Consider the following 26,304-nt stretch of genomic DNA (forward strand, 5'->3'; position numbering starts at 1 on the left):
ACACAGCGACATCGCCGACCTCGTGTCGATCACACGAAGGAGAGCGCTGCTCACCTGGCTACCGGCCAGACCCGCGCTTTGGCGCGGCCGAGCCAGCGATCAACCGCGTCCCAGCGGGCCACACCCGCGCCGACCAGCCGAGCCGTTCAAGTGTCCGAGTCAGCTGATCTGGATCGGGGAACGTCTTCACGATCCAATGCGGCGGGCCCCACCCCTGATCGACACCGTTTCGGCGATGTCGCGGTGTCCCGGGGCCGAGGATGGCCCGGTGTCAGCGATCTGGAGTCGATCATGCTTTAGCGCCCGGCGCGGGACGGCCAGACACGGTCAGGAGCGGGCGAGTCGGCGCAGCAGCGAGTCGGCGCCCAGCGGGTAGGCGCCGTGCCGACGGACCCCGTCGGCGACCTCGCGGTCGGAGGAGACCACCACCACCGGACGGCCCGCCGGCTCGGCCCGGACCAGCCGCCGGATCAGCTCGTCCGCGGTCTCGCCCTTGCGGGAGAAGAGCACCCGTACGCCCCGCGGCGCCGGCGGCAGCCCGTGCATCCGCTCGGCGCCGTCGAAGACCACGGTGACCTCGTCGCCGGTCTGCGCGGCGATCCCGCCCAGGCCGGTGACCAGGCGCTTGCGCTGCTGCTCCAGCGACATCTCACCGAAGCCGCGCTTGGTGACGTTGTAGCCGTCCACCACGAGGTGCGCCCGGGGCAGCGCGAGCAGCTGGTCCAGCCGGGCCGGGTCGTCGGTGTCCCGGGCGCGCGCGGACGGGCCGGCCGGGGCGGTGCCCGTCTGGTCGGCGAACGCGTCGGCGACGAAGTCGGCGGGGAGCTTGTCCACCGGGTCGAGTGCCAGCTCCCGGCGCAGCCCGACGGCGGCCTGGCCGATGGTCTCCAACAGCAGCCAGAGCCGGGCGTCGTCGACCGAGCGGGCCTCCTTGGCGCTGGCCCGGGCCACACCGGCGGCCGCCTCCGCCTCGGCCAGCCGGGCGCGGGCCCGGCGCAGCTCGGCGTCCACGTCGGCGCTGGCGCGCGCGGCCCGGCCGCGCTCGGTGGCCAGCAGTTCGGTGGCCTTGCGCTCGCGGGCCTGGGTCTCCCGCAGGGTGCGGGCCAGTTGGCGGGACTCCTCGCGGAGCTGGCCCAGCTCCTCCCGGACCCGGGCCAGCTCGTCACGGAGCTTCTCCGCCTCCACCCGGGCCACCGCGCGGTCGTGCTCGGCCCGGGTGGCTCGCTGCTCAGCCTCGCGGACCAGCTCGGCGACGACCGCGCTGTCCGCCTCGGCGCGGACCGCCGCGCCGCTGGCGTCGATCAGCTCCCGCCAACCGCGCGGCCGGGCCAGGTAGGCCAGCGCGGCCACCTCGACCGGGTCGGCGGCGGCCGGCGCGGTGCCCTCGACCACGGCCGCGCCGAGGTCACCGGCGTCGGCCAGCACCCGGGCGGTGACCCGCTGCCGGAACAGCGGGTCGCCGGTGAGCTGGGCGGCGATGGCTGGCGCGCCGAGCCGGGCCCGCCGGTTCGGGGCGAACTTGGCCACCCGGCGCAACGGCACCGGGACCTCGTCGGCCGGGAGGGTGGGCAGCACCGCGGCGGTCAGCGCCACGATCCGCTGCCGGACCGGCTCGGGCAGGACGGGCTCCGGCTCGATCGTCGGCTCGCCGCCCGGGCCCACCGGGCCGGATGACTCGTCGACGGCGGTCTCGTCGCCGCTGTCCGGGTCGCCCACGGCACCGTCGCGCGCGACCGGATCCTCCTGCTGGAGGTGGTCGTCGTGCGGCTCGGTGAGGGGCATGTGGCAAGTCTCCCACCGCGACCGGGCCCACCGCCCGGTGAGTGAGCCGATCTCTCATCCTAGCCCCATGCCCACCGGTGGGGCCGCTGTGACGGGAGTGTCGGACCGGCGCGCTAGCGTGCCGCCGATGGCACAGGCGGAGTACGTCCAGGAGTCGCTGGCCGGTCTCGACCCGGCGGTGGGCGGGGTGGACCCGGCGCTGCCGCTCTACGCGGCCACCTTCGTGGTGGTCGACCTGGAGACCACCGGCGGCGCGCCGGACGGCGGCGGCATCACCGAGATCGGCGCCGTCAAGGTGCGCGGTGGTGAGCAGCTGGGCGTGCTGGCCACCCTGGTCAACCCGGGGCAGCCGATCCCGCCGTTCATCACCGTGCTGACCGGGATCACCCAGGCCATGCTGATGCCGGCGCCGCCGATCGAGCAGGTGCTGCCGAGCTTCCTGGAGTTCATCGCCGACGCGGTCCTGGTCGCCCACAACGCGCCCTACGACGTGGGCTTCCTCAAGGCCGCCTGCGCGAAGCACGGCTACCGCTGGCCCAACCCCCGAGTGTTGGACACGGCGGCGCTGGCCCGCCGGGTGCTGACCCGCGACGAGGTGCCCAACCGCAAGCTGGGCACCCTGGCGGCCTACTTCCGCACCGCCACCCAGCCCACCCACCGGGCGCTGGACGACGCGAAGGCCACCGTCGACGTGCTGCACGGGCTGATCGCCCGACTGGGCGGGCACCGGGTCGACACGGTCGGCGACGCCATCGAGTTCGCCCGGGCGGTCACCCCGACCCAGCGCCGCAAGCGACACCTGGCCGAGGGCCTGCCCAAGGTGCCGGGGGTCTACATCTTCCGGGCCGCCGACGACCGTCCGCTCTACGTCGGCACCTCCGGCGACATCGCCACCCGGGTGCGCAGCTACTTCACCGCTGGCGAGAAGCGGGCCCGGATCTCCGAGATGCTGGCCGCGGCCGAGCGGGTCGAGGCGGTGGAGTGCGCGCACTCGCTGGAGGCGGAGGTCCGCGAGCTGCGGTTGATCGCCGCGCACGCCCCGCCGTACAACCGGCGGTCGAAATACCCGGAGCGGATGGTCTGGCTCAAGCTGACCGACGGGCCGTATCCCCGGCTGTCGGTGGTCCGCGACCTCTCCCCCACCGACACCGCCTACCTCGGCCCGTTCACCTCCCGGCGGTCCGCGGAGCTGGCCGCCGCGGGCTTCCACGACGCCGTGCCGCTGCGCCAGTGCACGCACCGGCTCTCGCTGCGGACCATCACGCCGGCCTGCGCGCTGGCCGAGCTGGGTCGCTGCCCGGCTCCCTGCGAGCACAAGATCACCCCCGAGGAGTACGACCACCGCGCCGCGGCGCCGTTCCGCACCGCCACCGTGAGCGACCCACAGCCGGTGGTGGACGCGCTGCTGGCCCGGATCGACGTGCTCTCCCGCGACCAGCGCTACGAGGAGGCCGCGGTGGTGCGGTCCCGGCTGGCGGCGGTGCTGCGCGCCACCGTGCGGATGCAGCGGCTGGCCGCGCTGACCGGGATCGTCGAGCTGGCCGCGGCCCGGCCGGCCGCCCGGGGCGGCTGGGAGCTGGCCCTGGTCCGGCACGGGCGGCTGGCGGGCGCGGGGGTGTCCCCGCCCGGCGTCCACCCGCGACCCACGCTGAACGCCATCCGGGCCACCGCCGAGACGGTGTCGGGTGGGCACGGCCCGGTGCCGGCGGCCACGGCGGAGGAGTCCGAGCGCATCTTGTCCTGGTTGGAGCGACCGGAGACCCGGCTGGTGGAGATGTCCTCCGGTTGGTCCTCCCCGGTGGGTGGCGCGGGGCGTTTCCGGGACCTGCTGGCGAAGGCCGAGAGCGGGGCGTCCCACCAACTCTCGACCGAACGCTCATGACCAAGTGACCGATCGGACTACGTCGACTCGCTTAGGCTGTTAGAGAAGTGCAGTCCTGCCCGATTCGTGGGCCTGCTCCCGGTCGCCGGGTTTCGGCGGTCGCGGGGCCGGGGTGAGGAGGTGTCCCTCGTGGACGTCGACGCCGGGCACGGCGCCGCCCTGGGGGGCGCCCTGCCGACCCAGTCGGGTGAGCTGCCGCTGGCCCGCCGGCTGCGGTCGTTGCTCACCTGGCCGACCGCCGACTCCGACCCGGTCACCCAGCTGGTCCGGACCCACCGGGGCATCCACGCCGGCACCGACCCGGCGGTGCTGCGCCGGGCCTACACCATCGCGGAGAACATGCACCGCGGGCAGTTCCGCAAGAGCGGGGAGCCGTACATCACCCACCCCCTCGCGGTGGCGCAGATCTGCGCCGAGCTCGGGATGGACACCACCACCCTGGTGGCGGCGCTGCTGCACGACACGGTGGAGGACACCCGATACACGCTCCAGGCGCTCTCGGAGGACTTCGGCGGCGAGGTGGCCCACCTGGTTGACGGGGTGACCAAGTTCGACAAGGCGTTCTACGGCAAGGCCGCCGAGGCGGAGACGATCCGCAAGATGATCGTCGCGGCCGCCAAGGACGTCCGGGTCCTGATCATCAAGCTGGCCGACCGGCTGCACAACATGCGCACCCTCGGTGTGCGCTCCGCCGCCTCGCGGGAGCGGATCGCCCGCAAGACCCAGGAGGTGCTGGTCCCGCTCTGCGACCGGCTCGGCATCCAGACCCTCAAGCGCGAGCTGGACGACGTGGTGCTGCTGCACCTGGAGCCCGACGAGCACGCCCGGCTGGCCCGGCACGTGCACGACCGGCCGGGCTGGGACGCGTACCTCGACGCGGTGGTCAGCCGGGCCCGGGTGGCGCTGCGCCGCAGCCGGGTGGACGCCGAGGTGAGCCCCCGCCCGCGGCATCTCTACTCGATCTGGAAGGACACCACCGCCGGCGACCACGCCGCGCCGTACGACCTGCCGCGTATCGCGGTGGTGGTCGATGGTCCGGCCACCGACTGCTACGCCGCACTGGGTGCGATCCACGGCACCTGGCGCCCAATTCCCGGCCGGTTCAAGGACTTCATCGCATCGCCGAAGAACAACCTCTACCGCTCGCTGCACACCAGCGTCTGCGGCCCGCAGGACCGCACCGTCGAGGTGCTGATCCGCACCGAGGAGATGCACCGCTCGGCCGAGTACGGCATCGCCGCCGACTTCCGCTTCCCGCGTTCGGGAGGCAGCAGCGCGGCGGCGCGCGCCGAGCAACTGGACTGGCTGCGCCGGGTCCTCGACTGGGAGCCGGACGCCGCCGACCCGGCGCAGTTCCTCGAGTCGCTGCGCTGCGACCTCGCCGAGGGGCAGATCCAGGTCTTCTCCGACGGACGGCAGGTCGTGCTACCGGCCGGCGCCACGCCGGTCGACCTCGCCTACGAGCTGGGCGGCGAGCGGGGCGACCACTGCCTCGCCGCCCGGATCAACGGCCGGCTGGCGCCGCTGAGCTCGGAGCTGGACGAGGGCGACGTGGTGGAGATCTTCACCGAAGACGACGGGGACAACGGCTTCGAGGCCGGTGAGGCGCCGCGCGGCCCGCGCCGGGAGTGGCTGGACTTCGTCAAGTCGCCGCACGCGCAGATGCAGATCAACCGGTGGTTCGCCGGGCACACCGAGCCGGGCATCACGATCAGCGACAAGGTCCGCCTCGGCCGGGCCACCATCGGGCTCGCCCTGCGCCAGCACAACCGCGGCCTCGCCAGTGACCTGCCACTGCTGCGTCTCTCCGAGGAGCTGGGCTATCCCGACCTGGAGACCCTGCTGGTCGCCGTTTTCGACCGGGTGATCGAACCGGACACGGTGGTACGCCAGCTGATCGACCTGGTCGACCATCGACAGTGACCGTCCAGGCCCCAGCACGTCCGAAGGACTTTCGTGACCACTAGCCTGGGGTCATGATCCCCCGCTCCCGCGCCACCGGTCGGGCCATTTTCTACCAGGCCTTCTACCGGTTGCCGCTGCCGGTGCGCCGTCGACTGGTCCGGTTGGCCGTGCCCAAGTACATCGTCGGCGCGGTAACCCTGGTCCGCGACGCCGAGGCGACGGGTGCGGGCCGGTTGCTGCTGCTGCGCCAGCCGCCCGGCAAGGGGTGGTCGCTCCCCGCCGGTCTGCTGGATCGGGGCGAGGCCCCGGTGGTGGGCGCGGCTCGCGAGCTGTTCGAGGAGTCCGGCATCCGGCTCCCCCCGTCCCGGCTGCGTCCCGCGGTGCCGAACGCGATCGTGCACGCCAAGGGTTGGGTGGACATGGTCTTCGAGGCGGAGGTGCCGGCCTCCGACACCGAACTGGCGGTCGACGGCGCGGAGGTCTTCGAGGCCGCCTGGCACCCCCTGGACGACCTGCCGAAGCTGACCTGGCCGACCGCCCGGCTGCTCGCCTACTACGGCATTGGGCCGCTGGCCGGGCAGTTTCCGCCACCGGTGCCCGACATCACGCCGTGACCGGGGCGGCGGGTGTGCCGGCGACCGGGGGGCGGGCGGGCGACCGGCGCGCGGAGGTCTGTGCGGTGGTGCTCGCCGCGGGCGAGGGCACCCGACTGCGTCCGCTCACCGAACGGGTGCCCAAAGCGCTCTGCCCGGTGGGCAACGTGCCGCTGCTCGACCGGGCGCTGGCCCGGCTGGCCGGGCTCGGCCTGACCGGTCCCGGACGGGTCGCGGTGAACGCCTGCTACCTCGCCGACCAGGTGGTCACGCACGTCGGTGACCGCGCCCACCTGTCGGTGGAGCCGGGCGACCCGCTCGGCACCGCGGGCGGCGTGGCCAACCTGCGGGACTGGATCGACGGCCGGCCGGTGCTGGTCGGCAACGCCGACGCGTACCTCGCCGACGCGGCGACTCCGCCGGGCCCGGACGTGGCCGCGCTGCTGGACGGCTGGGACGGGCACTCCGTACGCCTGCTCGGTCAGCCCGCCGCGGACCCGGCGGCGCCGGGCACCTTCGCCGGGCACTGCTTCACCGGCTTCTCACTGCTGCCCTGGCGGCTGGTCCGCGACCTGCCGTTGGTCTTCTCCGACCTGGTGCGCGCGGTCTGGCGACCGGCCGAGGCGGCCGGGGCCCTGGAGGTGATCGCCTACCCGGGCACCTTCTACGACACCGGCACCCCGGCCGACTACCTGGCAGCCAACCTGCACGCCGCCGCCGGCGGCACCCTGATCGACCCGTCCGCCACGGTGGCCGGTCGCTGCGTCGAGTCGGTGGTCGGCGCCGGCGCGCGGGTGTACGGCGACGTGCGGCGCACCGTGGTCTGGCCGGGCGCGACGGTCCGCGACGGCGAACGGCTGCGCGACACGATCCGCGCCGGGGACGGCTGCACCGTGCCGGCCAGCGCGCACGGTTGAGCCCCGACGCCTCCCGCCTCCGGGCCCGACGGAAACATCTAGCATGGGCGACGACGCCGACGAACGGAGAAATGTCCCGTGATCACCGCGATCGTGCTGATCGACTGCGCCACCGATGCGATCCCCGAGGTGGCGGAGAACCTGGCCAACCTTCCCGGCGTCAGCGAGGTCTACTCGGTGGCCGGGCACGTCGACCTCATCGCCATCGTCCGGGTCCGCGAGTTCGACCAGATCGCCCAGGTCATCGCGGGCGGCATCTCCAAGGTGCCGGGTGTGCTGAACACCGAGTCGCACATCGCGTTCCGGGCGTACTCGCAGCACGACCTGGAGGAGGCGTTCGCGATCGGCCTGGCGAGCGCGGACTGACACACCGGCGGCGCCGACGGGTGCCGGGACGCACGGCGGCCGGCCCACCGCGTGGGTGGGCCGGCCGTCTGCTGCCGCTACGTCAGCTCTCGCTGGGAGCCGGCGACTCGGTGGTGCCGCCGCCCGGAGCCGGCGACTCGGTGCCGCCGCCCGGAGCCGGGGACTCGGTGCCTGTGCCACCCGGAGCCGGCGACTCGGTGCCAGTGCCACCCGGGCTGGGCGTACCGCTGGCGCTGGTCTGCGGGACCGGAATGCCGAGCTGGTTGGCGAGCTGAACCAGCTCGTCGTAGTGCGTCTGCAGAATCGGCAGGGCGGTCTGGGCCAACTGGACCACCGACTGCTCGGAGCCCTGTGAGATCTCCGTCTGGGTGGCCTGGATGGCCTGGACGTGACCGGCCAGCTCGCTGGTCACCCACAGCCGGTCGAACTCCTTGCCGCTGGCGTTGTTCAGCTGGTCGATGACGGCCTGCTGATCGGCGCTGGGCTCGTTTGGCAGGTCCACCCCGAGCTGGGACGCGGTCTGCTGCACCGTCTGGTCCAGCTGGGTGTGATCGGTCTTCAACATCGCGCCCAGGTCCTTGACCCCCTGGTCCTGGCCCTTCTGCTGGGCCAGGTCACCGGCGGTGATTTCGAACAGGTTGACCTGGTGCACCGCCTGCAGATACTGGGTGTCCTGCGTTGACGGCTGTGCCGCGGCCTGCGCGGCCGCGGCCGGCGCGACGCCGACCAGTACCAGCGCGGCCAACAGGCCGAGGCGTTTGATACCCAACATGCTTCCCCCCCTTGAGACGTTGGACCGCACGGATACCCGGCTCACCGGGGTTATTCCTGCGATCGCCCGTCGCGCGGGGTCTACCGGTCGCGCCGTGACCGTCCCACTCCTGGCCGGATGGGCGGTGGACACGGATACGACGTGGCGCCCGCCGGAATTCCGGCGGGCGCCACGTGACGGTGCGGTCGGGGGGTCAGCGGCGGCTCTCGCCGCTGCTGATCTCCTCGCGCTCGGGCCGGGCCTCGACCGGCGGGTGACCCGGCGAGACCGGCGCCTCGGCCGGCTTCTCGATCGGGTAGAAGAAGCCCCGGATGGCCGGGCCGAGAGCCCCGAGCCGGTTCATCTTCTTGGGCACCACCCAGCCGACGTACTCCAGCTCGCCGTGGCCGTCCGCGTGCCCGTTCGCCGCGCTGAGCGGCTGGTGCACCTCGATGAACCGGCCGTCCGGCAGGCGCCGGATGATGCCGGTCTCCACGCCGTGCGCGAGCACCTCGCGGTCGTGCTGCTGCAGACCGAGGCAGAGCCGGTGGGTGATGTAGTACGCCACCGGCGGAATCACCAGCAGGCCGATTCGGCCGGCCCAGGTCATCGCGTTCAGGCTGATCTGGAACTTGTCGGCGATCACGTCGTTGGCGCCGGAGAGCGTCAGCACGATGTAGAAGGACACCGCCATGGCGCCGACCGCGGTCCGGGCCGGAACGTCCCGGGGCCGCTGGAGCAGGTTGTGGCTCTTGCGGTCCTTGAGGTGCCGGGCCTCCAGGAACGGGTACATCGTCGACAGGCCCACCAGGATGCCGGGCAGCACGACCGTCGGCCAGAACAGCGGCGGGATCACGTACCCGTCGCCGAGCGGGATGTTGATCTCCCAGGCGGGCATGAGGCGGGTCGAGCCGTCGAGGAACATGACGTACCAGTCCGGCTGGCTGGCGGCCGAGACCACCCACGCCTCGTACGGGCCGAACAGCCAGATCGGGTTGATCTGGAACAGACCGCCCATCAGCGCGATGACGCCGAAGACGACCATGAAGAAGCCGCCCTGCTTGAGCGCGTACCGCGGGAACATCCGCTCGCCGACCACGTTGCCGTTGGTCCGGCCGGGGCCGGGCCACTGCGTGTGCTTCTGCTTGAAGACCAGGCCCAGGTGGACGCTGATCAGCGCGACCAGCAGAGCCGGGATGAGCAGCACGTGGGCGATGAAGAACCGGCTGATGATGATCGTGCCGGGGAACTCACCGCCGAAGATCGACGAGGTTACCCAGGAGCCGATCACCGGGATGGACAGCATGATCGCCGAGGCGATCCGCAGGCCGGTGCCGGACAGGCCGTCGTCCGGCAGCGAGTAGCCGGTGAAGCCGGCCAGGAAGCCTACCCAGAACAGCAGCGAGCCGATGATCCAGTTGGTCTCCCGCGGCTTGCGGAAGGCACCGGTGAAGAAGACCCGCAGCATGTGCACGACGATCGCGGCCATGAACAGCAGCGCCGACCAGTGGTGCATCTGCCGCATCACCAGACCGCCACGGACGTCGAACGAGATGTCCAGGCTGGAGGCGTACGCGGCGGACATGGGCGTGCCCTGCAACGGCGCGTAGCTGCCGTCGTAGACCACCTCGGTCATCGCCGGCTCGAAGAAGAAGGTGAGGAACACACCGGTCAGCAGCAGCACGATGAACGAGAACAGCGCGATCTCGCCGAGCAGGAAGGACCAGTGGTCCGGGAAGACCTTGTTCAGCAGCCTGCGCAGCGGGGTGGCCACCTGGAAGCGGTCGTCCACCCCCACCGCGGCCTTGCCCGGCGTCGCCGCAAGGTCAAGCTTTCGACGCTTCATGGCCGCTCCCAGAAATCAGGCCCGATGGTCTCGGTGTAGTCGGACTTCGCCACGAAGAAGCCCTCAGAGTCCACCTCGATCGGCAGCTGCGGCAGCCGGCGGCTGGCAGGGCCGAAGACGGGCGTCGCGTTGTTGGTGATGAGGAACTGGGACTGGTGGCACGGGCAGAGCAGACGGTTGGTCTGCTGCTCGAACAGGCTTGCCGGGCAACCGGCGTGCGTGCAGATCTTGGAGAACGCCGCGAAGTTGCCCCACATGTAGTCGCCGTGGCCGACCTCGGGCCGCGAGTTGGCTTCCCGCGACTTCTGGGCGTCCGCATCGCGCAGGTGGATCAGCAGCGTCGGCGAGTCGGCGTGCCGGTTGCTCACGCCGTGCTCGATGCCCGGAAAGACCGTCAGCTGACCACCGCTGCTGATGTCCGCCGGGCGCACCGGTCGGCCGTCCTCGCGGACGAGGCGGATCTTCTGCCCGCCCTCGGTCTGAGCGAACCCGGTGGTGAACATCTGGTTGTTCTTGTGCGGTTGGGAGATCAGGCCGCCGACCAGCGGCGCCGCGACCACCGCCCCGACTGGCGCGAGACCGGCCAGCAGCGAGATGCCGAGCAGTGGGCGACGCTTCACACCCAGCTCGTCGGCCATGTAGAGCATGGTCTGACCGGTGATGGTGCGGCCGTCCGCGTCCACCGCCCCCTCGTGCCGGTCCTGGATCGAGACCTCCTTGGGCAGCAGCTTCTTGCCCCAGGTCAGGATGCCGAATCCGACGGCGAGCAAGGCCACGCCCAGGGTGGCGCCGAGCAGCGGGGTGTAGAACTTGTCGCCGCCCCGGCCCGGCTCGTACTGCCAGGGCCACCAGATGTAGATGGCCAGGAAGGCAGTCGCCGCCAGGCCGGTGATCAGGAAGAACCCGGCCACCACCCGGGTCAGGCGGCGCTCGGCCTTGGTGCCGGGCTGCACCTGCGGCTCGTAGTGGACGATCTCGATGTCGTCCCGGCGCGCGCCTTCACGAACGATGTCGAACCGGGTCAGCCCCGGGGTGTTCACGTCGAGCGGCTCCCGGCCCTGCGGGGCCTGGTGCTCGGTGTGCGTGCTCATGCCGTCACCTCGCTACGGGTGGCGCCGAGCGGCACCACGGCACTGAATCGGATGATCCGCTCGGTCACGACTTACCCGCAATCCACAGGCTAGCGAAGACGAGCGCCACGATGCCAACCAGGAAGATCGCCAGGCCCTCGGTGGACGGCCCGTACCGGCCGAGGTTGAACCCGCCCGGGTCCTGGTCGTGCTTCAGGGTCTCCTGGATGTACGCGATGATGTCGGCCTTCTGCTCCGGCCGGAGCTGGTTGTCACCGAACACCGGCATGTTCTGCGGGCCGCTCAACATCGCCGCGTAGATCTGCCGGTCGGTCGCCGGGTGCAGACTCGGGGCGAACTTGCCCGAGGAGAGCGCGCCGCCACCGCCACCGAAGGCGTGGCACTGCGAGCAGTTGATCCGGAACAGCTCACCGCCGGCAGCGACGTTGCCGTCCTCGCGGAGGTCGTCGCCCTCCGGCACGATCGGGCCGCCGCCGAGCTCCTGGATGTACTGGGCCAGCTGGCGGGTCTGCTCGTCGGTGAAGAGCGTGGGCTTGCGGTGCGCCTGGGCCTCCTGGCGGGCAAGCGGCATGCGGCCGCTGCTGACCTGGAACTCGACCGAGGCCGCTCCGACGCCGATCAGGCTCGGCCCGCGGCCCTCGACGCCCTGGGCGTTGCGTCCGTGGCAGGTCACACAGCTCACGTCGAACAGCGCCTTGCCCTCAGCGGCGGCGCCGGTCAGCGGCGGGTTGTCCTGCGCCTGCGCACCGGGGGCGAAGACGGTGTATGCGCCGCCGGCGAGCATCAGCGCGGCGAACAGCCGGACCGCGGCGCCCAGCCGGCGGCGGCCCCTGCTGCGCGCGGCGGGCCGCTCGCGCAGCCGCGCGAGCAGACCGCGTCGGCGGTCGTTGTCAGAAGTCATGAGCGGTGTCCTTAACCGGTTGGACCTGTCTCAGGGGACGGAGCAGCAGCGCGGAATGTGACGCGCAAGATCACTGAAGCCAGTAGATCATGGCGTACAGCGCGATCCACACAACGTCGACGAAGTGCCAGTAGTACGACACGACGATCGCCGAGGTCGCCTGCGCCGGGGTGAACCGGCCCATGGTGGTACGGATCATGAAGATGATGAAGGCGATCAGGCCGCCGGTCACGTGCAGGCCGTGGAAACCGGTGGTCAGGTAGAACATCGAGCCGTAGCCGTCTTCGTTGATCTTGACGCCCTCGTGCACCAGCGTGCGGTACTCGTTCACCTGGCCGAGCACGAAGATCAGGCCCATCACGAAGGTGATGGTGAACCAGCGCCGTAGCGCGTGGACGTCACCCTTCTCCGCCGCGAAGACGCCGAGCTGGCACGTCACGGAGGAGAGCACCAGGATCACCGTGAACGTGGTCGCGTACGGGATGTTCAGGTGCTCGGTGTGCTTCTCCCACTGCTCCGGCGCAGCCGCGCGGATGGAGAAGTACATCGCGAACAGCGCCGCGAAGAACATGAGTTCGCTGGAGAGCCACACGATCGTCCCGACGCTGACCATGTTCGGTCGGGTCAGAGAGTGGATCCGGCTCTTGTCAATGGCTGGGGCCGCAGTCACGCCGTCATTATTGCCCCTGACCGGGGCCGGCGATCAGCGGGGTGGCAAACCTGCGCCTTCCGTGGCCCGCGCGTCCGGGTCCGGTTCGCCTGGCCTAGCCTGAAAAGCGTGCTACACGTCGATCCGATCTTCGCCGCCACCTCGGCGGTCCCGGCCGCGTTGCTCGCGGCCCCACCAGCGCTGGCCGCCGGGGGCGAGGCGACCCCGCCCCCGTTCACCGTCGGCGCGGTGCTGACCGAGACCCGGCTGGACAGCTGGCTGGCCGTCGGCCTGGTGCTCGCCGCGGGCCTCTACCTCTACGGGGTGCACCGGCTGCGCATCCGCGGCGACCGCTGGCCCATCTCCCGTACCGTGTTCTTCCTCGGCCCGGGCCTGGGCGGCATCGCGCTGGTCACGGTCAGCGGGCTGCACGCGTACGACACCGCGCTGCTGTCGGTGCACATGGTCCAGCACATGGTGCTGTCGATGGTGGCGCCGATCTTCCTGGCGCTCGGCGCACCCATGACGCTGGCCCTGCGCACCCTGCCGGTCCGGGCGCGCAAGCGCCTGCTGGCGCTCGTGCACAGCCGCGTCGCCCGGGTCTACAGCTTCCCGCTGGTGGCGTTCGCCATCTTCGTGGTCAACCCGTTCGCGCTGTACTTCAGTGACCTGTACCGCTTCACCCTGGAACACGCCTGGGCGCACGAGCTGGTGCACGCGCACTTCATCATGACCGGCTGTGTCTTCTTCTGGCCGCTGCTCGGCCTCGACCCGCTGCCGGGCCGCTGGCCGTACCCGGCGCGGGCGCTGCTGATGCTGCTCTCCGTGCCGTTCCACACCGTGCTCGGGCTCACCATCATGCAGAGCATCACGCTCTTCGGCGGCGACTGGTACCCGTCGCTCAACCTGAGCTGGTCCGACCCCTGGGACGACCAGGTCGTCGCCGGCGGCATCCTGTGGGCCGGCGGCGAGTTCGTCAGCGTGACCATGCTCGCGGTGCTGGTGGTGCAGTGGATCAAGCAGTCCGAGCGGGAGGCCCGCCGGGTCGACCGCGAGCTGGACCGCCAGGAGGCCCGCGAACGCGCCGCCGGCACCCCGGCCTGAGCTGCGCCGACGGTACGCCGGACCGCCGACGACGGGCGGGATGTCGACTACGTCACGTGGACCGGTACGATCGGCGGGCAGCTACGAGGTGGGAGCCAGTCCAGCCATGAGCGATCGTCAGTGCACCGTCCTGCTCTACAGCGACGACCCGCAGGTCCGTGACCGGATGCGGCTGGCCGTCGGCACCCGGCCCGCGCCAGGGCTGCAGATCGAGTTCGTCGACGCGTCGACCTACGCCGAGACCATCCGGCTGGTCGACGACTACGAGATCGACCTGCTGCTGCTCGACGGCGAGGCCAGCCCGGGCGGCGGCATCGGCATCGCCCGGCAGATCAAGGACGACCGGGACGACGCTCCCCCGACCTGCCTGGTGATCGCTCGCGCCGCCGACCGATGGCTCGCCGCGTACGCCGAGGTCGACGCGACGCTGGTGCACCCGCTCGACCCGGTGACCACCGGCAGCACGGTGGCCGAGCTGCTGCGGACGCACGCACCCGCCTGACGTCCCCACTTCCCGGCACCGCCTCGGCGCCGGATGAGTCGGCGCCGGTTCCAGCCCACCCGCACTTCGCACGCTCGGGAGGCCCGCCATGGGCGATCGGACCTGGCCGCACCTGCTCAACGCGCTGCTGCGCGGCGACGAGCTGCCCACCGCCGACACCGCCTGGGCGATGGACGAGATCATGACCGGCTCGGCGAGCGCGGCGCAGATCGCCGCCTTCGCCGTGGCGCTGCGAGCCAAGGGTGAGACCCCGGCCGAGCTGGCCGGCCTGGTGGAGGCCATGCTGGGTCGCTCGGTCCCGGTGGTGCTCCCGGAGAATCTGCGCCGCACCGCGCTCGACGTGGTCGGCACCGGCGGTGACCTCGCCCACACGGTCAACATCTCCACGATGACGGCGCTGGTGGTGGCCGGCGCTGGCGTGCGCGTCGTCAAGCACGGCAACCGGGCGGCCTCCTCCCTGTGCGGCACCGCCGACCTGCTGGAGTTCCTCGGCATCCCGCTGGACCTCGGCCCTGAGCAGGTCGTCCGCTGTGTCGAGGAGGCCGGCATCGGGTTCTGCTTCGCGGCCCGGTTCCACCCCGGGATGCGACACGCCGGTCCGGTCCGCCGTGAGGTGGGCGTGCCCACCTTCTTCAACTTCCTCGGCCCGCTGACCAACCCGGCCCGTCCCCGGGCCGGCGCGGTCGGCTGTTTCGACTCCCGGATGGCCCCGGTGATGGCCAGCGTGTTCGCCGCCCGCGGCGACTCGGCGATCGTGATGCGCGGCGAGGACGGGCTGGACGAGTTCACCACCGCCGCGCCGACCCGGGTCTGGGTGGCGCAGGACGGCACCGTACGCGAGGCCGTGCTGGACGCGACGGACCTGGGGGTACCCCGGGCCACCCTCGCGGACCTGCGCGGCGGTGACGCCGCCTACAACGCCGGCGTGGCCCGTCGCCTGCTGGCCGGCGAGACCGGCCCGGTCCGGGACGCGGTGCTGGTCAACGCGGCGGCGGCGCTGGCCACCCAGGGCCCGCTGGACGGCGACCTGACCGAGGCGCTGCGCGCCGGCCTGGACCGCGCCGCCGAGTCGATCGACTCCGGCGCGGCGGCCGGCACCCTCGACCGCTGGATCGAGACCGCCACCACCGCCTGACCGACGCCGGGCGCCCGTACCCGTGAGCGGCGGCGGTGCGCGGGAACTGTCGGACCCGCGTGGGAAACTACAGCCGAGTAGTTCTCCGCTTCCGTTGTGCGTCGGTATCGCTTCGGGGGCGGGCCGCCCGGAGTGAGAGGAGACGCTCGTGTCAGGCCGCGAGCTCTACTGCGACGTCTGCGAGGGCGTGACGCCGTTCGAGGTGCCGCCCTGCGTCGACGGCCACGGCACCGACTGTCCCGAGCTGATCTGCACCGGCTGCGGCGCCGCCGTGGTGATCGCCAACTTCGCCTTGCGCTCCACGCGGCTGGCCGACCGCCCACGCCGTCAACCCGCCCGCCACGCCGCCTGACCCGGCCACCCAGCCCGCCTGGCCTGTGACACCACCCCTCACCCGCCTGCGCCGCGCGGCCTGATCACCGGTCTGCGCGGCCCCCGTGGTCCCTGGCCTGCCTGCGCCGCGCGGCCTGATCACCCGGGCAGGTCGTGGCCGAACGGGTCCCGGCACGACGAAGGCCCGCTCCCCCACCGGGGAACGGGCCTTCGTGTTGCCATGGGCCGGCCGCGACGGCGACCGGGTGGGTCAGTGCTCGGCGGTGCGCCGGGTGCCGCTGTAGTACTCGAACAGCAGCCCGCAGGCGGCGAAGATGACCGCCAGCAGACCCAGGCCGATCAGCCAGTACTGCCAGAACACCAGGCCCATGCCGGCCGTCGCGGCGGCCAGCGCCAGCCCGAACGGCCAGTAGCTGCCGGGGCTGAAGAAGCCGACCTCACCGGCGCCGTCGGAGATCTCGGCGTCCGACCGGTCCTCGGGGCGCAGGTCGATACGGCGCGAGACGAACCAGAAGAAGCCGCCGCACATCGTGCAGAGCAGGAAGGAGAGCAGCAGGGCGATCGTGCCCACCCACTCGACGCGGCCGGACTCACCGGCCGTCCAGGCGCCGTAGAGGATCGTGGCACCCAACAGGAACGTGGCGATGATCAGGAAGATGCGCCATTCGGTCTTCATCCCGCTGCCTCAGCTTCCCGTACCGGCCGGAGCGCTGTCCGGGTTGAAGTTGCTCTTCGTCCGCCTGGTATCGAACGGCTGCGTGGTCTCCGCGTACGGCTTCTCACCGATGGCGGTCAGCGCGTCCTGGGTGGACTTGCCGCTCTGCTTGGCAGCCAGGAACTGGTCGTACTTCTCCGGCGAGACCACCCGCAGCTCGAAGTTCATGAACGCGTGGTAGCTGCCGCACAGCTCGGCGCAGCGGCCGACGTAGGCGCCCTCGGCCACCAGGCTGGAGACCTCGAACACGTTGCGGATCTTGCCCGGCATGACGTCCCGCTTGAACAGCAGCTCCGGCACCCAGAAGGAGTGGATGACGTCGCGGCTGGTCTCCTCGAACCGGATGGACCGGTTGGTCGGCAGCACCAACACCGGGATGACCTCGCTGGTGCCGAGCGTCGACGCGGTGGTGCGGGCGTCGGGGCCCTGCCCGTCGCGGTAGTTGAACTGCCAGTTCCACTTGAAGGCGACGACCTCGACGGTGACGTCGGGGTTCTTCGACAACTTGTCCACGCCGGTCTGCACGATCGCCGTGTAGTAGAAGAGCACGGAGACGATCAGGATCGGCGCGATGGTGTAGAGGAACTCCATCGGCAGGTTGTAGCGAGTCTGCACCGGCAGCGCGTTGCCACGCTTGCGGTAGCGCACGACGCACCAGAAGATCAGACCCCACACGAAGACGCCGACCGCGAGGGCGGCGATGCAGGAGGCGATCCACAGGTCGTACATCCGCCGGGACTCGGCCGAGATGCCGCCCTGCGGCCAGCCGAAGCCGCCGAACGTCTGACCGACGTCACAGCCTGTGAGCAGGACCAGCAGCGCCACGCCACCGAGACCGAGCCCGGCCAGCCGACCAGCACCGCGCCCCCGGCGTCCACCGACCCCTCGGGAAGCGCTGTGCCGTACGGCCGACGGCCGTACCTCCGAACTCCTTGCGACCACCTGGTCCTGCCTCCCTAGCGCGCCGCGGTGCGTCTTTCCTCAGCACCGGCGGCAAAGGCGTCACCGACGGTCGCAGATTACTCGACCATGACGGACTCGGCCGTGGTGGGGTCACTGTCCGCCCCCATCGGGGGGATCCTGGGCATTACGCCGCGATAGCGTTGGGATCCGTGAGCGCATCCCCGGTCTACCTGGACGCGGCGACCGCCGCGCCGATGCATCCGGTCGCCCGGCAGGCGCTGCTGGCCGCCCTCGACGACGGCTGGGCTGACCCGGGCAAGCTCTACACCCAGGCCCGCCGGGCACGGCAACTGCTCGACGCCGCCCGCGAGGCCACCGCGCAGACGCTCGGCGTCCGCGCCGACGAGCTGTCCTTCACCTCCAGCGGTACGACGGCCGCGCACGGCGCGGTGCTCGGTGGCCTGGCCGGGCGGCGCCGGGTCGGGGCGACGCTGGTGCATTCGGCGATCGAGCACTCCGCGGTGCTGCACGCCGCGGAGCGGCACGTCGCGGCGGGCGGCGTCGCCGACCCCGTTCCGGTCGACCGGCTGGGCCGGCTGGACCTGGACGCCTGGTCGGACGCGGTCCGGGCTCCCGGGGTCGCGCTGGCCGCGCTGATCACCGCCAGCCATGAGGTGGGCACCGTGCAACCGGTCGCGGAGGCGGCCGCCGCCTGCGCCGACCCCGGGGTGCCGCTGTACGTCGACGCCGCCCAGTCGGTCGGCCGGGTGCCCCTGCCGGCGGGCTGGTCGGTGCTCACCGCCAGCGCGCACAAGTGGGGTGGCCCGCCCGGGGTGGGCCTGCTGGCGGTCCGCAAGGGCACCCGCTGGGAGTCACCCTGGCCGGCCGACGAGCGGGAGGGCGGGCGTACCCCCGGCTCGGTGAACCTGCCCGCGCTGGTGGCGGCGGCGGCGAGCCTGCGCGCGGCGGCGGCCGACGCCGCGGCCGAGGAAACCCGGCTGGCGCCGCTGGTGGACCGGATCCGGACGCGGGTCCCGGCCGAGGTGCCGGACGTGGAGGTGGTCGGCGATCCGGTGCTCCGGCTCCCCCACCTGGTCACGTTCTCCTGCCTGTACCTGGACGGCGAGGCGCTGCTGCACGCGCTGGACCGGCGGGGCTTCGCGGTGTCGTCCGGCTCGTCCTGCACCTCGTCCACGCTGCGCCCGTCGCACGTGCTGGAGGCGATGGGGGTGCTCTCCCACGGCAACGTCCGCGTCAGCCTGCACCGGGAGACGACCGAGGCGGACGTCGAGCGGTTCCTCGCCGAGCTGCCCGGGATCGTCGCCGGGCTGCGCGCCGAGGCCGGGGTGGTGGGGCTGTGACGATGCCGGACGAGGTGCTCGACTGCCGTGGCCAGCGCTGCCCACTGCCGGTGATCGCGGCGGCCCGACGGATGCCCCAGGTGCCGGTCGGCACGGTGGTGCGGGTGCTCGCCGACGACCCGGCCGCGGCCGTGGACCTCCCCGCCTGGTGCAGGATGCGCGGCCAGGAGTTCGTCGCCGCCATCACCGGCCTGGAAGGCCCGGCCTACGACATCCGCCGCACCCACTGAGGGTCCCCTCGATCGTTGGCTGCTGAGCGGCACAACACGCCAGCCCGGCCGCTGCTCGGCAGCCAACGATCAGGGAACGGCGATTGGTTACGGCAGGAGGTGCGGGCGGATCTCGTCCGCGGCGGTGTCGCCGTAGGACTCGGCGAGGCGCTTGACGAACAGGTCGCGGCGGACGTCGTACTCCTGGGTGCCGACGGTCTCCAGGACCAGCGTGGCCAGCAGCGAGCCGACCTGGGCGGCCCGCTCCAGGCCGAGGCCCCAGGAGAGCGCGGTGAAGAACCCGGCCCGGAAGCCGTCGCCCACACCGGTCGGATCGACCGCCCGGATTTCCCGCGCGATCGGCACGTGGATCGGGTCCATGCCGCGCCCGGCGATCTCCACGCCGTGCTTGCCCAACGTGGTGACCCGCACCTTGACCAGCTCCAGCAGCTGGTCGTCGCTCAGCCCCGCCTTGCTCTGCAGCAGGGACTTCTCGTAGTCGTTGGTCATCAGGTACTCGGCGCCCTCGATCAGCGCCACCACGTCCTCACCCGGCATGCGGGCGAGCTGCTGCGAGGGGTCGGCGGCGAACGCGTACCCGCGGGTGCGGCACTCGGCGGAGTGGCGCAGCATGGCCTCCGGGTCGTTGGCGCTGACCAGCACCAGGTCCAGCCCGCCGAGCCGGTCGGCGACCGGGGCGAGCTCGATGTTGCGCGCCTCACTCATCGCGCCGGCGTAGAACGACGCGATCTGGCACATGTCGGTATCGGTGGTGCAGACGAAGCGGGCGGTGTGCGCCACCTCGCTGATGTGCACCGAGCCGCAGTCCACCCCGTGTCGCTCCAGCCACGAGCGGTAGTCGGCGAAGTCGGCGCCCACCGCGCCGAGCAGCACCGGGCGCAGCCCGAGCTGGCCCATGCCGAACGAAATGTTCGCCGCCACCCCGCCCCGGCGGAGCACCAGGTCGTCCACCAGGAAGGAGAGGGAAACCTTGTGCAGCTGATCGGCGATGAGCTGGTCGGCGAAGCGACCGGGGAAGCTCATCAGGTGATCAGTGGCGATCGAGCCGGTCACGGCGATCTTCATGTCAACCCTCGGGGTCGGGAGCAGGGCGCGGTCAGACTACCGGCCCGGCCACCCGGCGGTGTCCGGTCGGTCGCTCAACGGCAACCGGCCGGCGCGGGGACCACTCCCACCCGCACACGACGACGGGGCCGCCCCGTAGGACGGCCCCGTCGTGATGGTGTGCGTGTGGTGCTTTGTGGTGCGTACGACTCAGTTGAACGAGTCGCCGCAGGCGCAGGAGTTGCCCGCGTTGGGGTTGTCGATGGTGAAGCCCTGCGCGTCGATCCGGTCGGCGAAGTCGATCGTCGCGCCGGAAAGGTACGGGGCGCTCATCCGGTCGACGACGACCTCGACACCACCGAAATCGGTGACGACGTCACCGTCGAGCGAACGCTCGTCGAAGAAGAGCTGGTACCGCAGGCCGGAGCAGCCACCCGGCTGCACCGCGACACGGAGCCGCAGGTCGTCGCGGCCCTCCTGCTCGATCAGAGCCTTGACCTTCTGCGCCGCGACGTCGGTGAGGACGACGGAAGTAGGGGCCTTGGCCTCGGTCGACTCGGTCTGCGCTGGCGTGGTCACGTGGAAGTCTCCCTGCGCGGTATGGGTCCGGACGCACTGGCCAACGCCGCGCGCCGTCCAGTGATTCCCGGTGTGGTCCTTTTCCGATCGTACGCCGCCTCGGCCGGGCTCACCCGCGTGGCGTGACCCCCGCCGCAGGTCGGCCCGGTCGTGGCCGGGCACGCCGACCGGCCGGAGCGCTCAGCGGCTCCACTGCCGGGCCAGTCGGGCGCCCAGCTCGCGCAGCCCGTCCGCCGGCCGGCTCAGCGCGGCGGCGAGCCCGCCGCCCTCCTCCCCGCCGAAGTGCTCGACCAGGCTGTACGCGTCGGTCACCCCCGCCGCGGCGGCCTCCCGCCGGCCGGTGCTGACCTGGCCGGCCACCACCACGCACGGCACCCCCCGGTCCCGGGCGGCACCGGCCACCCCCGCGACGACCTTGCCGCGCAGCGACTGGTGGTCGAAGGACCCCTCACCAGTGATCACCAGGTCGGCGGTATCCAGCTCGGCGTCCAGCCCGCTGGCCCGGGTCACCAGGCCGATGCCCGACTCGCAGCCGCCACCCAGGGCGAGGATTGCCGCGCCGATGCCGCCGGCGGCCCCGCCACCGGGCAGCGTGCCGAGCCCCGCCGGGCAGCCGGGCAGGTCCCGCTCCAACACCGCCGCGAAGTGCTCCAGTGCGGCGTCGAGCAACAGCACGTCGGCCCGGTCGGCGCCCTTCTGCGGGCCGAACACGTTGCTCGCGCCGTGCAGGCCGAGCAGCGGGTTGTCCACGTCGGTGGCGGCGACCAGCCGAACCCCGCGCAGCCGGGGCGCGCCGTCCAGCGTGACGGCCCCGGCCAGCGCCGCCCCGCCGTACGGAAGCGCGGCGCCGGCGGCGTCGAGCGGGGTCACGCCCAGCGCGGCCAGCATCCCGGCGCCGGCGTCATTGGTGCCGGAGCCACCCAGCCCGATCACCACCGTTCGGGCCCCGCTCTCCACCGCGGCGGCGACCAGCAGGCCCAGCCCGTAGGAGGTGGTGGTCTTCGGGTCACGTTCGGCGGTGGCGAGCAGGTGCAGCCCGCACGCCTGGGCGCTCTCCAGGTAGGCGGTCGCGCCGTCGGCGGTGAGCAGGATCTCACCGGCCGCCGGCCGACCCAGCGGATCGACCGTCCGCACCGCCACCCGCCGGCCGCCGAGGGCCTCGGCGAGCACCTCCACGAAGCCCGGCCCACCGTCAGCCAGTGGCCGGATCAGCAGGTCGTCACCCTCGGCGACGGTGCGCCAACCGGCGGCCACCGCGGCGGCCACCTCCGGTGCGGGCAGGGTGCCGGCGAACTTGTCCGGACAGAGCAGCACACGCATGCCGAGCAGTGTGGCAGCCCACACCGACGGAAGCCGCGCCGCGCCCGCGCTGTGGGACCATGGGTCACGTGACTTCGACCTGGGTTGAACCCTCCAACACGGCGACGGCTCTGCTGCTGCTCGGCCGGGGCAGCGACCCCGACACCGAGCGCGGCGTCGAGTGTCCGGGCGACCTTCCGGCGCCCAGCGATCCGGATCTGGTGGCCCGCGCCGCGGCGGCGAAGGCGAAGCTGGGCAGCAAGGTCTTCGTGCTGGGGCACCACTACCAGCGCGACGAGGTGATCCAGTTCGCGGACGTGACCGGCGACTCGTTCAAGCTCGCCCGGGAGGCCGCGGCCCGCCCGGACGCGGAGTACATCCTCTTCTGCGGCGTGCACTTCATGGCCGAGAGCGCCGACATCCTCACCACCGACGCCCAGCGGGTGATCCTGCCCGACCTGGCGGCCGGGTGCTCAATGGCGGACATGGCCGTGCTGGGCCAGGTCGAGGCCGCCTGGGACACGCTGACCGAGCTGGGCATCGCCGGCGAGACCGTGCCGGTGACGTACATGAACTCCTCGGCCGACATCAAGGGCTTCGTCGGCCGCAACGGTGGCGTGGTCTGCACCTCCTCCAACGCCAAGCGCGCCCTGGACTGGGCGTTCGAGCAGGGGTCGAAGGTGCTCTTCCTGCCCGACCAGCACCTGGGCCGCAACACGGCGGTGCTGGAGATGGGCCTGTCCCTGGACGACTGCGTGCTCTACGACCCGCACAAGCCGGGCGGCGGGCTCACCCCCGAGCAGCTGCGCGACGCCAAGATGATTCTCTGGCGGGGGCACTGCTCGGTGCACGGCCGGTTCACCCTGGAGAGCGTCAACGACGTGCGGGAGCGGGTGCCCGGGGTCAACGTGCTGGTCCACCCGGAGTGCCGACACGACGTGGTCACGGCCGCCGACCATGTCGGCTCCACCGAGTACATCATCAAGACCATCGAGGCGGCCCCGGCCGGGTCGGCGTGGGCGCTCGGCACCGAGCTGAACCTGGTCCGCCGGCTGGCGCTGGCGCATCCGGACAAGCAGATCATGTTCCTGGACAAGGCGGTCTGCTACTGCTCGACGATGAACCGGATCGACCTGCCGCACCTGGTGTGGGCACTGGAGGAGCTGGTCGCCGGCCGGGTGGTCAACCAGATCACGGTGGACGCCGACACCGCGTACCACGCCCGGGTGGCGCTGGATCAGATGCTCGCCCTGCCCGGCGCGGACACCCCGCCGCCGGCCACGGTCTGATCACGATCCGTAGCGCCCTTGGTACGCAAAAGTGCCGGACCACCGATTAATGCCACACACGCCGATGTGACCGAGTCCCTTTTTGTCACCGAGGGCTATGCTGCCGGAGCGACGACGCAAGCGGGCCGTTTCGATATGGCCGCATCCGGGGTAGCGAAAGAGCTGGAGCTCCCCACCATCAACACGGCAGCACCGACGCGCTGGAGGTTGCGTTGACCGACGACGTCCTGGTCGTGCACGGAGGCACTCCGCTCGAAGGGCGGATCCGCGTGCGCGGCGCGAAGAACCTGGTTTCGAAGGCGATGGTCGCCGCGCTGCTCGGCGACAGCCCTAGCCGGCTGTTCGACGTGCCGAAGATCCGCGACGTCGAGGTGGTCCGGGGTCTGCTCGGTCTGCACGGCGTCAAGGTCACCGACGGCACCGAGGACGGCGAGCTCGTCTTCGACCCGGCCAACGTGGAGAGCGCCAGCACCGACCAGATCAACGTGCACGCCGGCTCCAGCCGGATCCCGATCCTCTTCTGCGGCCCGCTGCTGCACCGGCTCGGGCACGCGTTCATCCCGGACCTGGGCGGCTGTCACATCGGCCCGCGCCCGATCGACTTCCACCTTCAGGCGCTGCGGGAGTTCGGCGCCACGGTCGACAAGCGGCCCGAGGGTCTGCACCTGTCCGCGCCGAACGGTCTGCACGGCACCAAGTTCGCCCTGCCGTACCCGAGCGTCGGCGCCACCGAGCAGGTGCTGCTGACCGGTGTGATGGCCGAGGGCGTCACCGAGCTGCGCAACGCCGCGGTGGAGCCGGAGATCATCGACCTCATCTGCATCCTGCAGAAGATGGGCGCGATCATCAAGGTGCACACCGACCGGGTGATCGAGATCCAGGGCGTACCGAAGCTGCACGGCTACACCCACCGGCCGATCCCGGACCGGATCGAGGCGGCGAGCTGGGCCGCGGCTGCGCTGGCCACCCACGGTCACGTCGAGGTGCTCGGCGCGCAGCAGGCCGACATGATGACCTTCCTGAACATCTTCCGCTCGGTCGGCGGCGAGTACGAGGTCACCGACGCCCGTCCGCCGAAGCTGGGCGACCCGGGCCAGGAGGGCGGCATCCGGTTCTGGCACCCGGGCGGTGAGCTGAACGCCGTGGCGCTGGAGACCGACGTGCACCCCGGCTTCATGACCGACTGGCAGCAGCCGCTGGTCGTGGCGCTGACCCAGGCCCGCGGGCTGTCGATCGTCCACGAGACGGTCTACGAGCAGCGGCTGGGCTACACCGAGGCGCTCAACTCGATGGGCGCCAACATCCAGGTCTACCGGGACTGCCTCGGCGGCACCCCGTGCCGCTTCGGCCGGCGCAACTTCAAGCACTCCGCGGTGATCGCCGGGCCGAGCAAGCTGCACGCCGCCGACCTGGTCATCCCGGACCTGCGGGCCGGTTTCAGCCACCTGATCGCGGCGCTCGCGGCCGAGGGCACCTCCCGGGTGTACGGCGTCGACCTGATCAACCGCGGCTACGAGGACTTCGAGGCGAAGCTCGCCGACCTGGGCGCGCACGCCGAGCGTCCGTAACCTCCACCACTTGGTGTTCGCTGCGACAACTCCAGTTCGGCGCGTCTGACGCCGCGCTGCGACCTGGAGCCGTCGGCCCGGTGCACCGCGATGCGCACCGGGCGCGAGCCGTTGGCTACCCTTGCCGCGTGCCGTCGCTCTTTCGCCGCAAGTCCACCGACCTCGTCGACGAGGCCGTCTCCTCGGTGACTCCCGAGGAGACCGCCGATCGGCCCCGGGGTTACACCCCGGCCAAGGGTCGGGAGACGCCCAAGCGGCCGACCGCCGGCCGCCGCCCGGCTGGCCCCACCCGCCCCCTCACCAAGGAGGAGGAGCGGGAGCGCCGCCGCCAGCTACGCGCCGAGGCCGCCTCGGAGTTCCGCCGCGAGGGTGGCCCCCGCGACCGCGGCCCGGAGCGGCTGCTGGCACGCAACGTGGTCGACTCCCGGCGTACCGTCGGCACCTGGTTCTTCGGTGGCGCCCTGATCGTGCTGATCGGGTCGAACGCGGCGATGCCGCCGGTGGTCCGGCTGATCTCCAACGTGCTCTGGGGCGCGCTGGCACTGGGTGTGGTCGTCGACTCGGTGTTGATCTGCCGCAAGATCGGCAAGCTGGTCCGGCAGCGCTTCCCGAAGACAGGCCAGCGGATGGGCTCGCTCTACCTGTACGCGGTCATGCGGTCGATCACCTTCCGGCGGATGCGCGCCCCGGCTCCCCAGGTCAAGCTCGGCGACAAGGTCTGACCCGACTCGCGGCACGCCGAGCAGGCGCGGCACCCCGGTAGTGCCGACCGCACCGAGGGCGGTAAGTCGCTAAAGCATCCGGGCATCCGACGTTCGTTGTACCGTACGAATGGTTCACCCTGCTGAACGCAGCACCGGTGTTCGTCGTACCGAACGTTGATCCAATGGAGCGAACGCATGCCTCCGGAACCGGCCGCCCCGCTCGCCACCATCGCCGCCGCCCTGCGCCGCGAGCGGGACCGGGTCGGCATCTCGCTGACAGAGCTCGCCCGGCGGGCGGGCGTCGCCAAGTCCACCCTCTCCCAACTGGAGTCGGGGACCGGCAACCCGAGCGTGGAGACGCTGTGGGCGCTCGGCGTGGCGCTCGGTGTGCCGTTCAGCCGGCTGGTGGAGCCCGCCGACGACGGCGTACGGGTGATCCGCGCCGGTGACGGCCCCCAGGTCCGCTCCGAGCAGGCCGACTTCACCGGGACGCTGCTCAGCGCCGGGGCGGCGCACCTGCGTCGGGACATCTACCTGATCGAGTTGGAGCCGGGCGCGGTCCGGGCCGCGGACGGGCACACCCCTCGCAGCGTCGAGCACGTGGTGGTCGCCGCCGGCCGACTGCGGGTGGGCCCCGAGTCCGGCCCGGTCGACCTCGGCCCCGGCGACTACGCGACGTTCCCCGGTGACGCTCCGCACCGTTACGAGGCCCTGGTCGCCGGCACCTTCGCCGTGCTCGTCATGGAACACCCCTGACCGGTGCGGGATCCCGTCCGAGCCGAGCCGGCGGCAGGTGAGGTATCGTCGGAACCCAGATTCGGTTATCAACCCAAATGTCCGAAACCATAGGATAAC

At 72.0% G+C, this 26,304-nt stretch carries 26 protein-coding genes; 15 read left to right on the top strand and 11 right to left on the bottom strand.

The window, feature by feature from the left end; all coding sequences use genetic code 11:
- Positions 1-327: 327 nt before the first annotated feature.
- The gene (locus tag ABZU69_RS15940; RefSeq protein WP_354965062.1) at positions 328-1,782 is read right to left on the bottom strand and encodes an NYN domain-containing protein; all 1,455 of its coding nucleotides are present in this window, start codon (positions 1,780-1,782) and stop codon (positions 328-330) included.
- A 127-nt stretch (positions 1,783-1,909) separates the two neighbouring features.
- Here ABZU69_RS15940 and ABZU69_RS15945 point away from each other — a divergent pair, with 127 nt between their 5' ends.
- From ABZU69_RS15945 to ABZU69_RS15965, 5 genes are all read left to right on the top strand, one after another.
- On the top strand, positions 1,910-3,664 hold the full coding sequence (locus tag ABZU69_RS15945) for a DEDD exonuclease domain-containing protein (protein ID WP_354965063.1): 1,755 nt from the start codon (positions 1,910-1,912) through the stop codon (positions 3,662-3,664).
- A 129-nt stretch (positions 3,665-3,793) separates the two neighbouring features.
- Positions 3,794-5,587: a RelA/SpoT family protein gene (locus tag ABZU69_RS15950; protein WP_354965131.1), complete on the top strand. Its 1,794-nt coding sequence runs from the start codon at positions 3,794-3,796 to the stop codon at positions 5,585-5,587.
- 53 nt (positions 5,588-5,640) lie between these two features.
- Positions 5,641-6,183, top strand: coding sequence for an NUDIX domain-containing protein (locus tag ABZU69_RS15955; protein ID WP_354965064.1), 543 nt, complete (start codon positions 5,641-5,643; stop codon positions 6,181-6,183).
- Between the two features lie 65 nt (positions 6,184-6,248).
- Positions 6,249-7,079, top strand: coding sequence for a sugar phosphate nucleotidyltransferase (locus tag ABZU69_RS15960; protein WP_354965132.1), 831 nt, complete (start codon positions 6,249-6,251; stop codon positions 7,077-7,079).
- A gap of 78 nt (positions 7,080-7,157) precedes the next feature.
- Positions 7,158-7,445 carry an Lrp/AsnC ligand binding domain-containing protein gene (locus ABZU69_RS15965; RefSeq protein WP_354965065.1) on the top strand — a complete coding sequence of 96 codons (288 nt, stop codon included), beginning with the start codon at positions 7,158-7,160 and terminating at the stop codon, positions 7,443-7,445.
- 82 nt (positions 7,446-7,527) lie between these two features.
- Here the strand turns inward: ABZU69_RS15965 and ABZU69_RS15970 are convergent, their stop codons facing one another.
- The 5 genes from ABZU69_RS15970 to ABZU69_RS15990 all read right to left on the bottom strand — a co-directional run bounded on the left by ABZU69_RS15970 (position 7,528) and on the right by ABZU69_RS15990 (position 12,704).
- Complete coding sequence (locus ABZU69_RS15970; RefSeq protein ID WP_354965066.1) at positions 7,528-8,217, bottom strand: DUF4142 domain-containing protein; 690 nt, start codon at positions 8,215-8,217, stop codon at positions 7,528-7,530.
- A 193-nt stretch (positions 8,218-8,410) separates the two neighbouring features.
- A complete protein-coding gene (locus ABZU69_RS15975) occupies positions 8,411-10,042 on the bottom strand; it encodes a cytochrome b N-terminal domain-containing protein (protein ID WP_354965067.1) in 1,632 nt (543 codons plus the stop codon).
- Complete coding sequence (locus ABZU69_RS15980; protein ID WP_354965068.1) at positions 10,039-11,133, bottom strand: Rieske 2Fe-2S domain-containing protein; 1,095 nt, start codon at positions 11,131-11,133, stop codon at positions 10,039-10,041. The genes ABZU69_RS15975 and ABZU69_RS15980 overlap by 4 nt, the downstream gene beginning before the upstream one ends.
- 64 nt (positions 11,134-11,197) lie before the next feature.
- Positions 11,198-12,034, bottom strand: coding sequence for a cytochrome c (locus ABZU69_RS15985; protein WP_354965069.1), 837 nt, complete (start codon positions 12,032-12,034; stop codon positions 11,198-11,200).
- A gap of 70 nt (positions 12,035-12,104) precedes the next feature.
- A complete protein-coding gene (locus tag ABZU69_RS15990) occupies positions 12,105-12,704 on the bottom strand; it encodes a heme-copper oxidase subunit III (protein ID WP_354965070.1) in 600 nt (199 codons plus the stop codon).
- A 108-nt stretch (positions 12,705-12,812) separates the two neighbouring features.
- Between ABZU69_RS15990 and ABZU69_RS15995 the strand changes: the two genes are divergently transcribed.
- From ABZU69_RS15995 to ABZU69_RS16010, 4 genes are all read left to right on the top strand, one after another.
- On the top strand, positions 12,813-13,787 hold the full coding sequence (locus ABZU69_RS15995) for a cytochrome c oxidase assembly protein (protein ID WP_354965071.1): 975 nt from the start codon (positions 12,813-12,815) through the stop codon (positions 13,785-13,787).
- A 106-nt stretch (positions 13,788-13,893) separates the two neighbouring features.
- Complete coding sequence (locus ABZU69_RS16000) at positions 13,894-14,289, top strand: hypothetical protein (protein WP_210911527.1); 396 nt, start codon at positions 13,894-13,896, stop codon at positions 14,287-14,289.
- An 88-nt stretch (positions 14,290-14,377) separates the two neighbouring features.
- Complete coding sequence (trpD, locus tag ABZU69_RS16005) at positions 14,378-15,424, top strand: anthranilate phosphoribosyltransferase (protein ID WP_354965072.1); 1,047 nt, start codon at positions 14,378-14,380, stop codon at positions 15,422-15,424.
- Positions 15,425-15,572: 148 nt separating this feature from the next.
- The gene (locus tag ABZU69_RS16010) at positions 15,573-15,776 is read left to right on the top strand and encodes a hypothetical protein (RefSeq protein WP_354965073.1); all 204 of its coding nucleotides are present in this window, start codon (positions 15,573-15,575) and stop codon (positions 15,774-15,776) included.
- 231 nt (positions 15,777-16,007) lie between these two features.
- On the opposite strand, the gene ABZU69_RS16015 is transcribed toward ABZU69_RS16010, so the two are convergent.
- Together ABZU69_RS16015 and coxB are read right to left on the bottom strand one after the other, a co-directional pair.
- Positions 16,008-16,433, bottom strand: coding sequence for a cytochrome c oxidase subunit 4 (locus ABZU69_RS16015; protein ID WP_354965074.1), 426 nt, complete (start codon positions 16,431-16,433; stop codon positions 16,008-16,010).
- Between the two features lie 9 nt (positions 16,434-16,442).
- On the bottom strand, positions 16,443-17,414 hold the full coding sequence (gene coxB, locus ABZU69_RS16020; RefSeq protein ID WP_354965075.1) for a cytochrome c oxidase subunit II: 972 nt from the start codon (positions 17,412-17,414) through the stop codon (positions 16,443-16,445).
- A 170-nt stretch (positions 17,415-17,584) separates the two neighbouring features.
- Between coxB and ABZU69_RS16025 the strand changes: the two genes are divergently transcribed.
- Together ABZU69_RS16025 and ABZU69_RS16030 are read left to right on the top strand one after the other, a co-directional pair.
- Positions 17,585-18,736, top strand: coding sequence for an aminotransferase class V-fold PLP-dependent enzyme (locus ABZU69_RS16025; protein WP_354965076.1), 1,152 nt, complete (start codon positions 17,585-17,587; stop codon positions 18,734-18,736).
- Positions 18,733-18,966, top strand: a complete 234-nt coding sequence (locus ABZU69_RS16030) for a sulfurtransferase TusA family protein (protein WP_354965077.1) — start codon at positions 18,733-18,735, stop codon at positions 18,964-18,966. The genes ABZU69_RS16025 and ABZU69_RS16030 overlap by 4 nt, the downstream gene beginning before the upstream one ends.
- A gap of 87 nt (positions 18,967-19,053) precedes the next feature.
- Here the strand turns inward: ABZU69_RS16030 and ABZU69_RS16035 are convergent, their stop codons facing one another.
- From ABZU69_RS16035 to ABZU69_RS16045, 3 genes are all read right to left on the bottom strand, one after another.
- Complete coding sequence (locus ABZU69_RS16035) at positions 19,054-20,031, bottom strand: carbohydrate kinase family protein (RefSeq protein WP_354965078.1); 978 nt, start codon at positions 20,029-20,031, stop codon at positions 19,054-19,056.
- Between the two features lie 189 nt (positions 20,032-20,220).
- Positions 20,221-20,589, bottom strand: coding sequence for an iron-sulfur cluster insertion protein ErpA (gene erpA / locus ABZU69_RS16040; RefSeq protein WP_074313193.1), 369 nt, complete (start codon positions 20,587-20,589; stop codon positions 20,221-20,223).
- A gap of 180 nt (positions 20,590-20,769) precedes the next feature.
- A complete protein-coding gene (locus tag ABZU69_RS16045) occupies positions 20,770-21,909 on the bottom strand; it encodes a glycerate kinase (protein ID WP_354965079.1) in 1,140 nt (379 codons plus the stop codon).
- Between the two features lie 68 nt (positions 21,910-21,977).
- On the opposite strand from ABZU69_RS16045, the gene nadA reads away from it, so the two are divergent.
- The 4 genes from nadA to ABZU69_RS16065 all read left to right on the top strand — a co-directional run bounded on the left by nadA (position 21,978) and on the right by ABZU69_RS16065 (position 26,205).
- Entirely contained in the window at positions 21,978-23,177 is a 1,200-nt protein-coding gene (gene nadA, locus ABZU69_RS16050; protein ID WP_354965080.1) for a quinolinate synthase NadA, read from the top strand.
- A 212-nt stretch (positions 23,178-23,389) separates the two neighbouring features.
- On the top strand, positions 23,390-24,745 hold the full coding sequence (gene murA, locus ABZU69_RS16055; RefSeq protein ID WP_354965081.1) for a UDP-N-acetylglucosamine 1-carboxyvinyltransferase: 1,356 nt from the start codon (positions 23,390-23,392) through the stop codon (positions 24,743-24,745).
- 128 nt (positions 24,746-24,873) lie between these two features.
- The gene (locus ABZU69_RS16060; protein ID WP_354965082.1) at positions 24,874-25,467 is read left to right on the top strand and encodes a DUF3043 domain-containing protein; all 594 of its coding nucleotides are present in this window, start codon (positions 24,874-24,876) and stop codon (positions 25,465-25,467) included.
- Between the two features lie 177 nt (positions 25,468-25,644).
- A complete protein-coding gene (locus tag ABZU69_RS16065) occupies positions 25,645-26,205 on the top strand; it encodes an XRE family transcriptional regulator (RefSeq protein ID WP_354965083.1) in 561 nt (186 codons plus the stop codon).
- The last annotated feature ends 99 nt before the right edge of the window (positions 26,206-26,304 follow it).

This window comes from Micromonospora sp. NPDC005206, assembly GCF_040608175.1.
In the GTDB taxonomy this organism is placed as follows: Bacteria; Actinomycetota; Actinomycetes; order Mycobacteriales; family Micromonosporaceae; genus Micromonospora.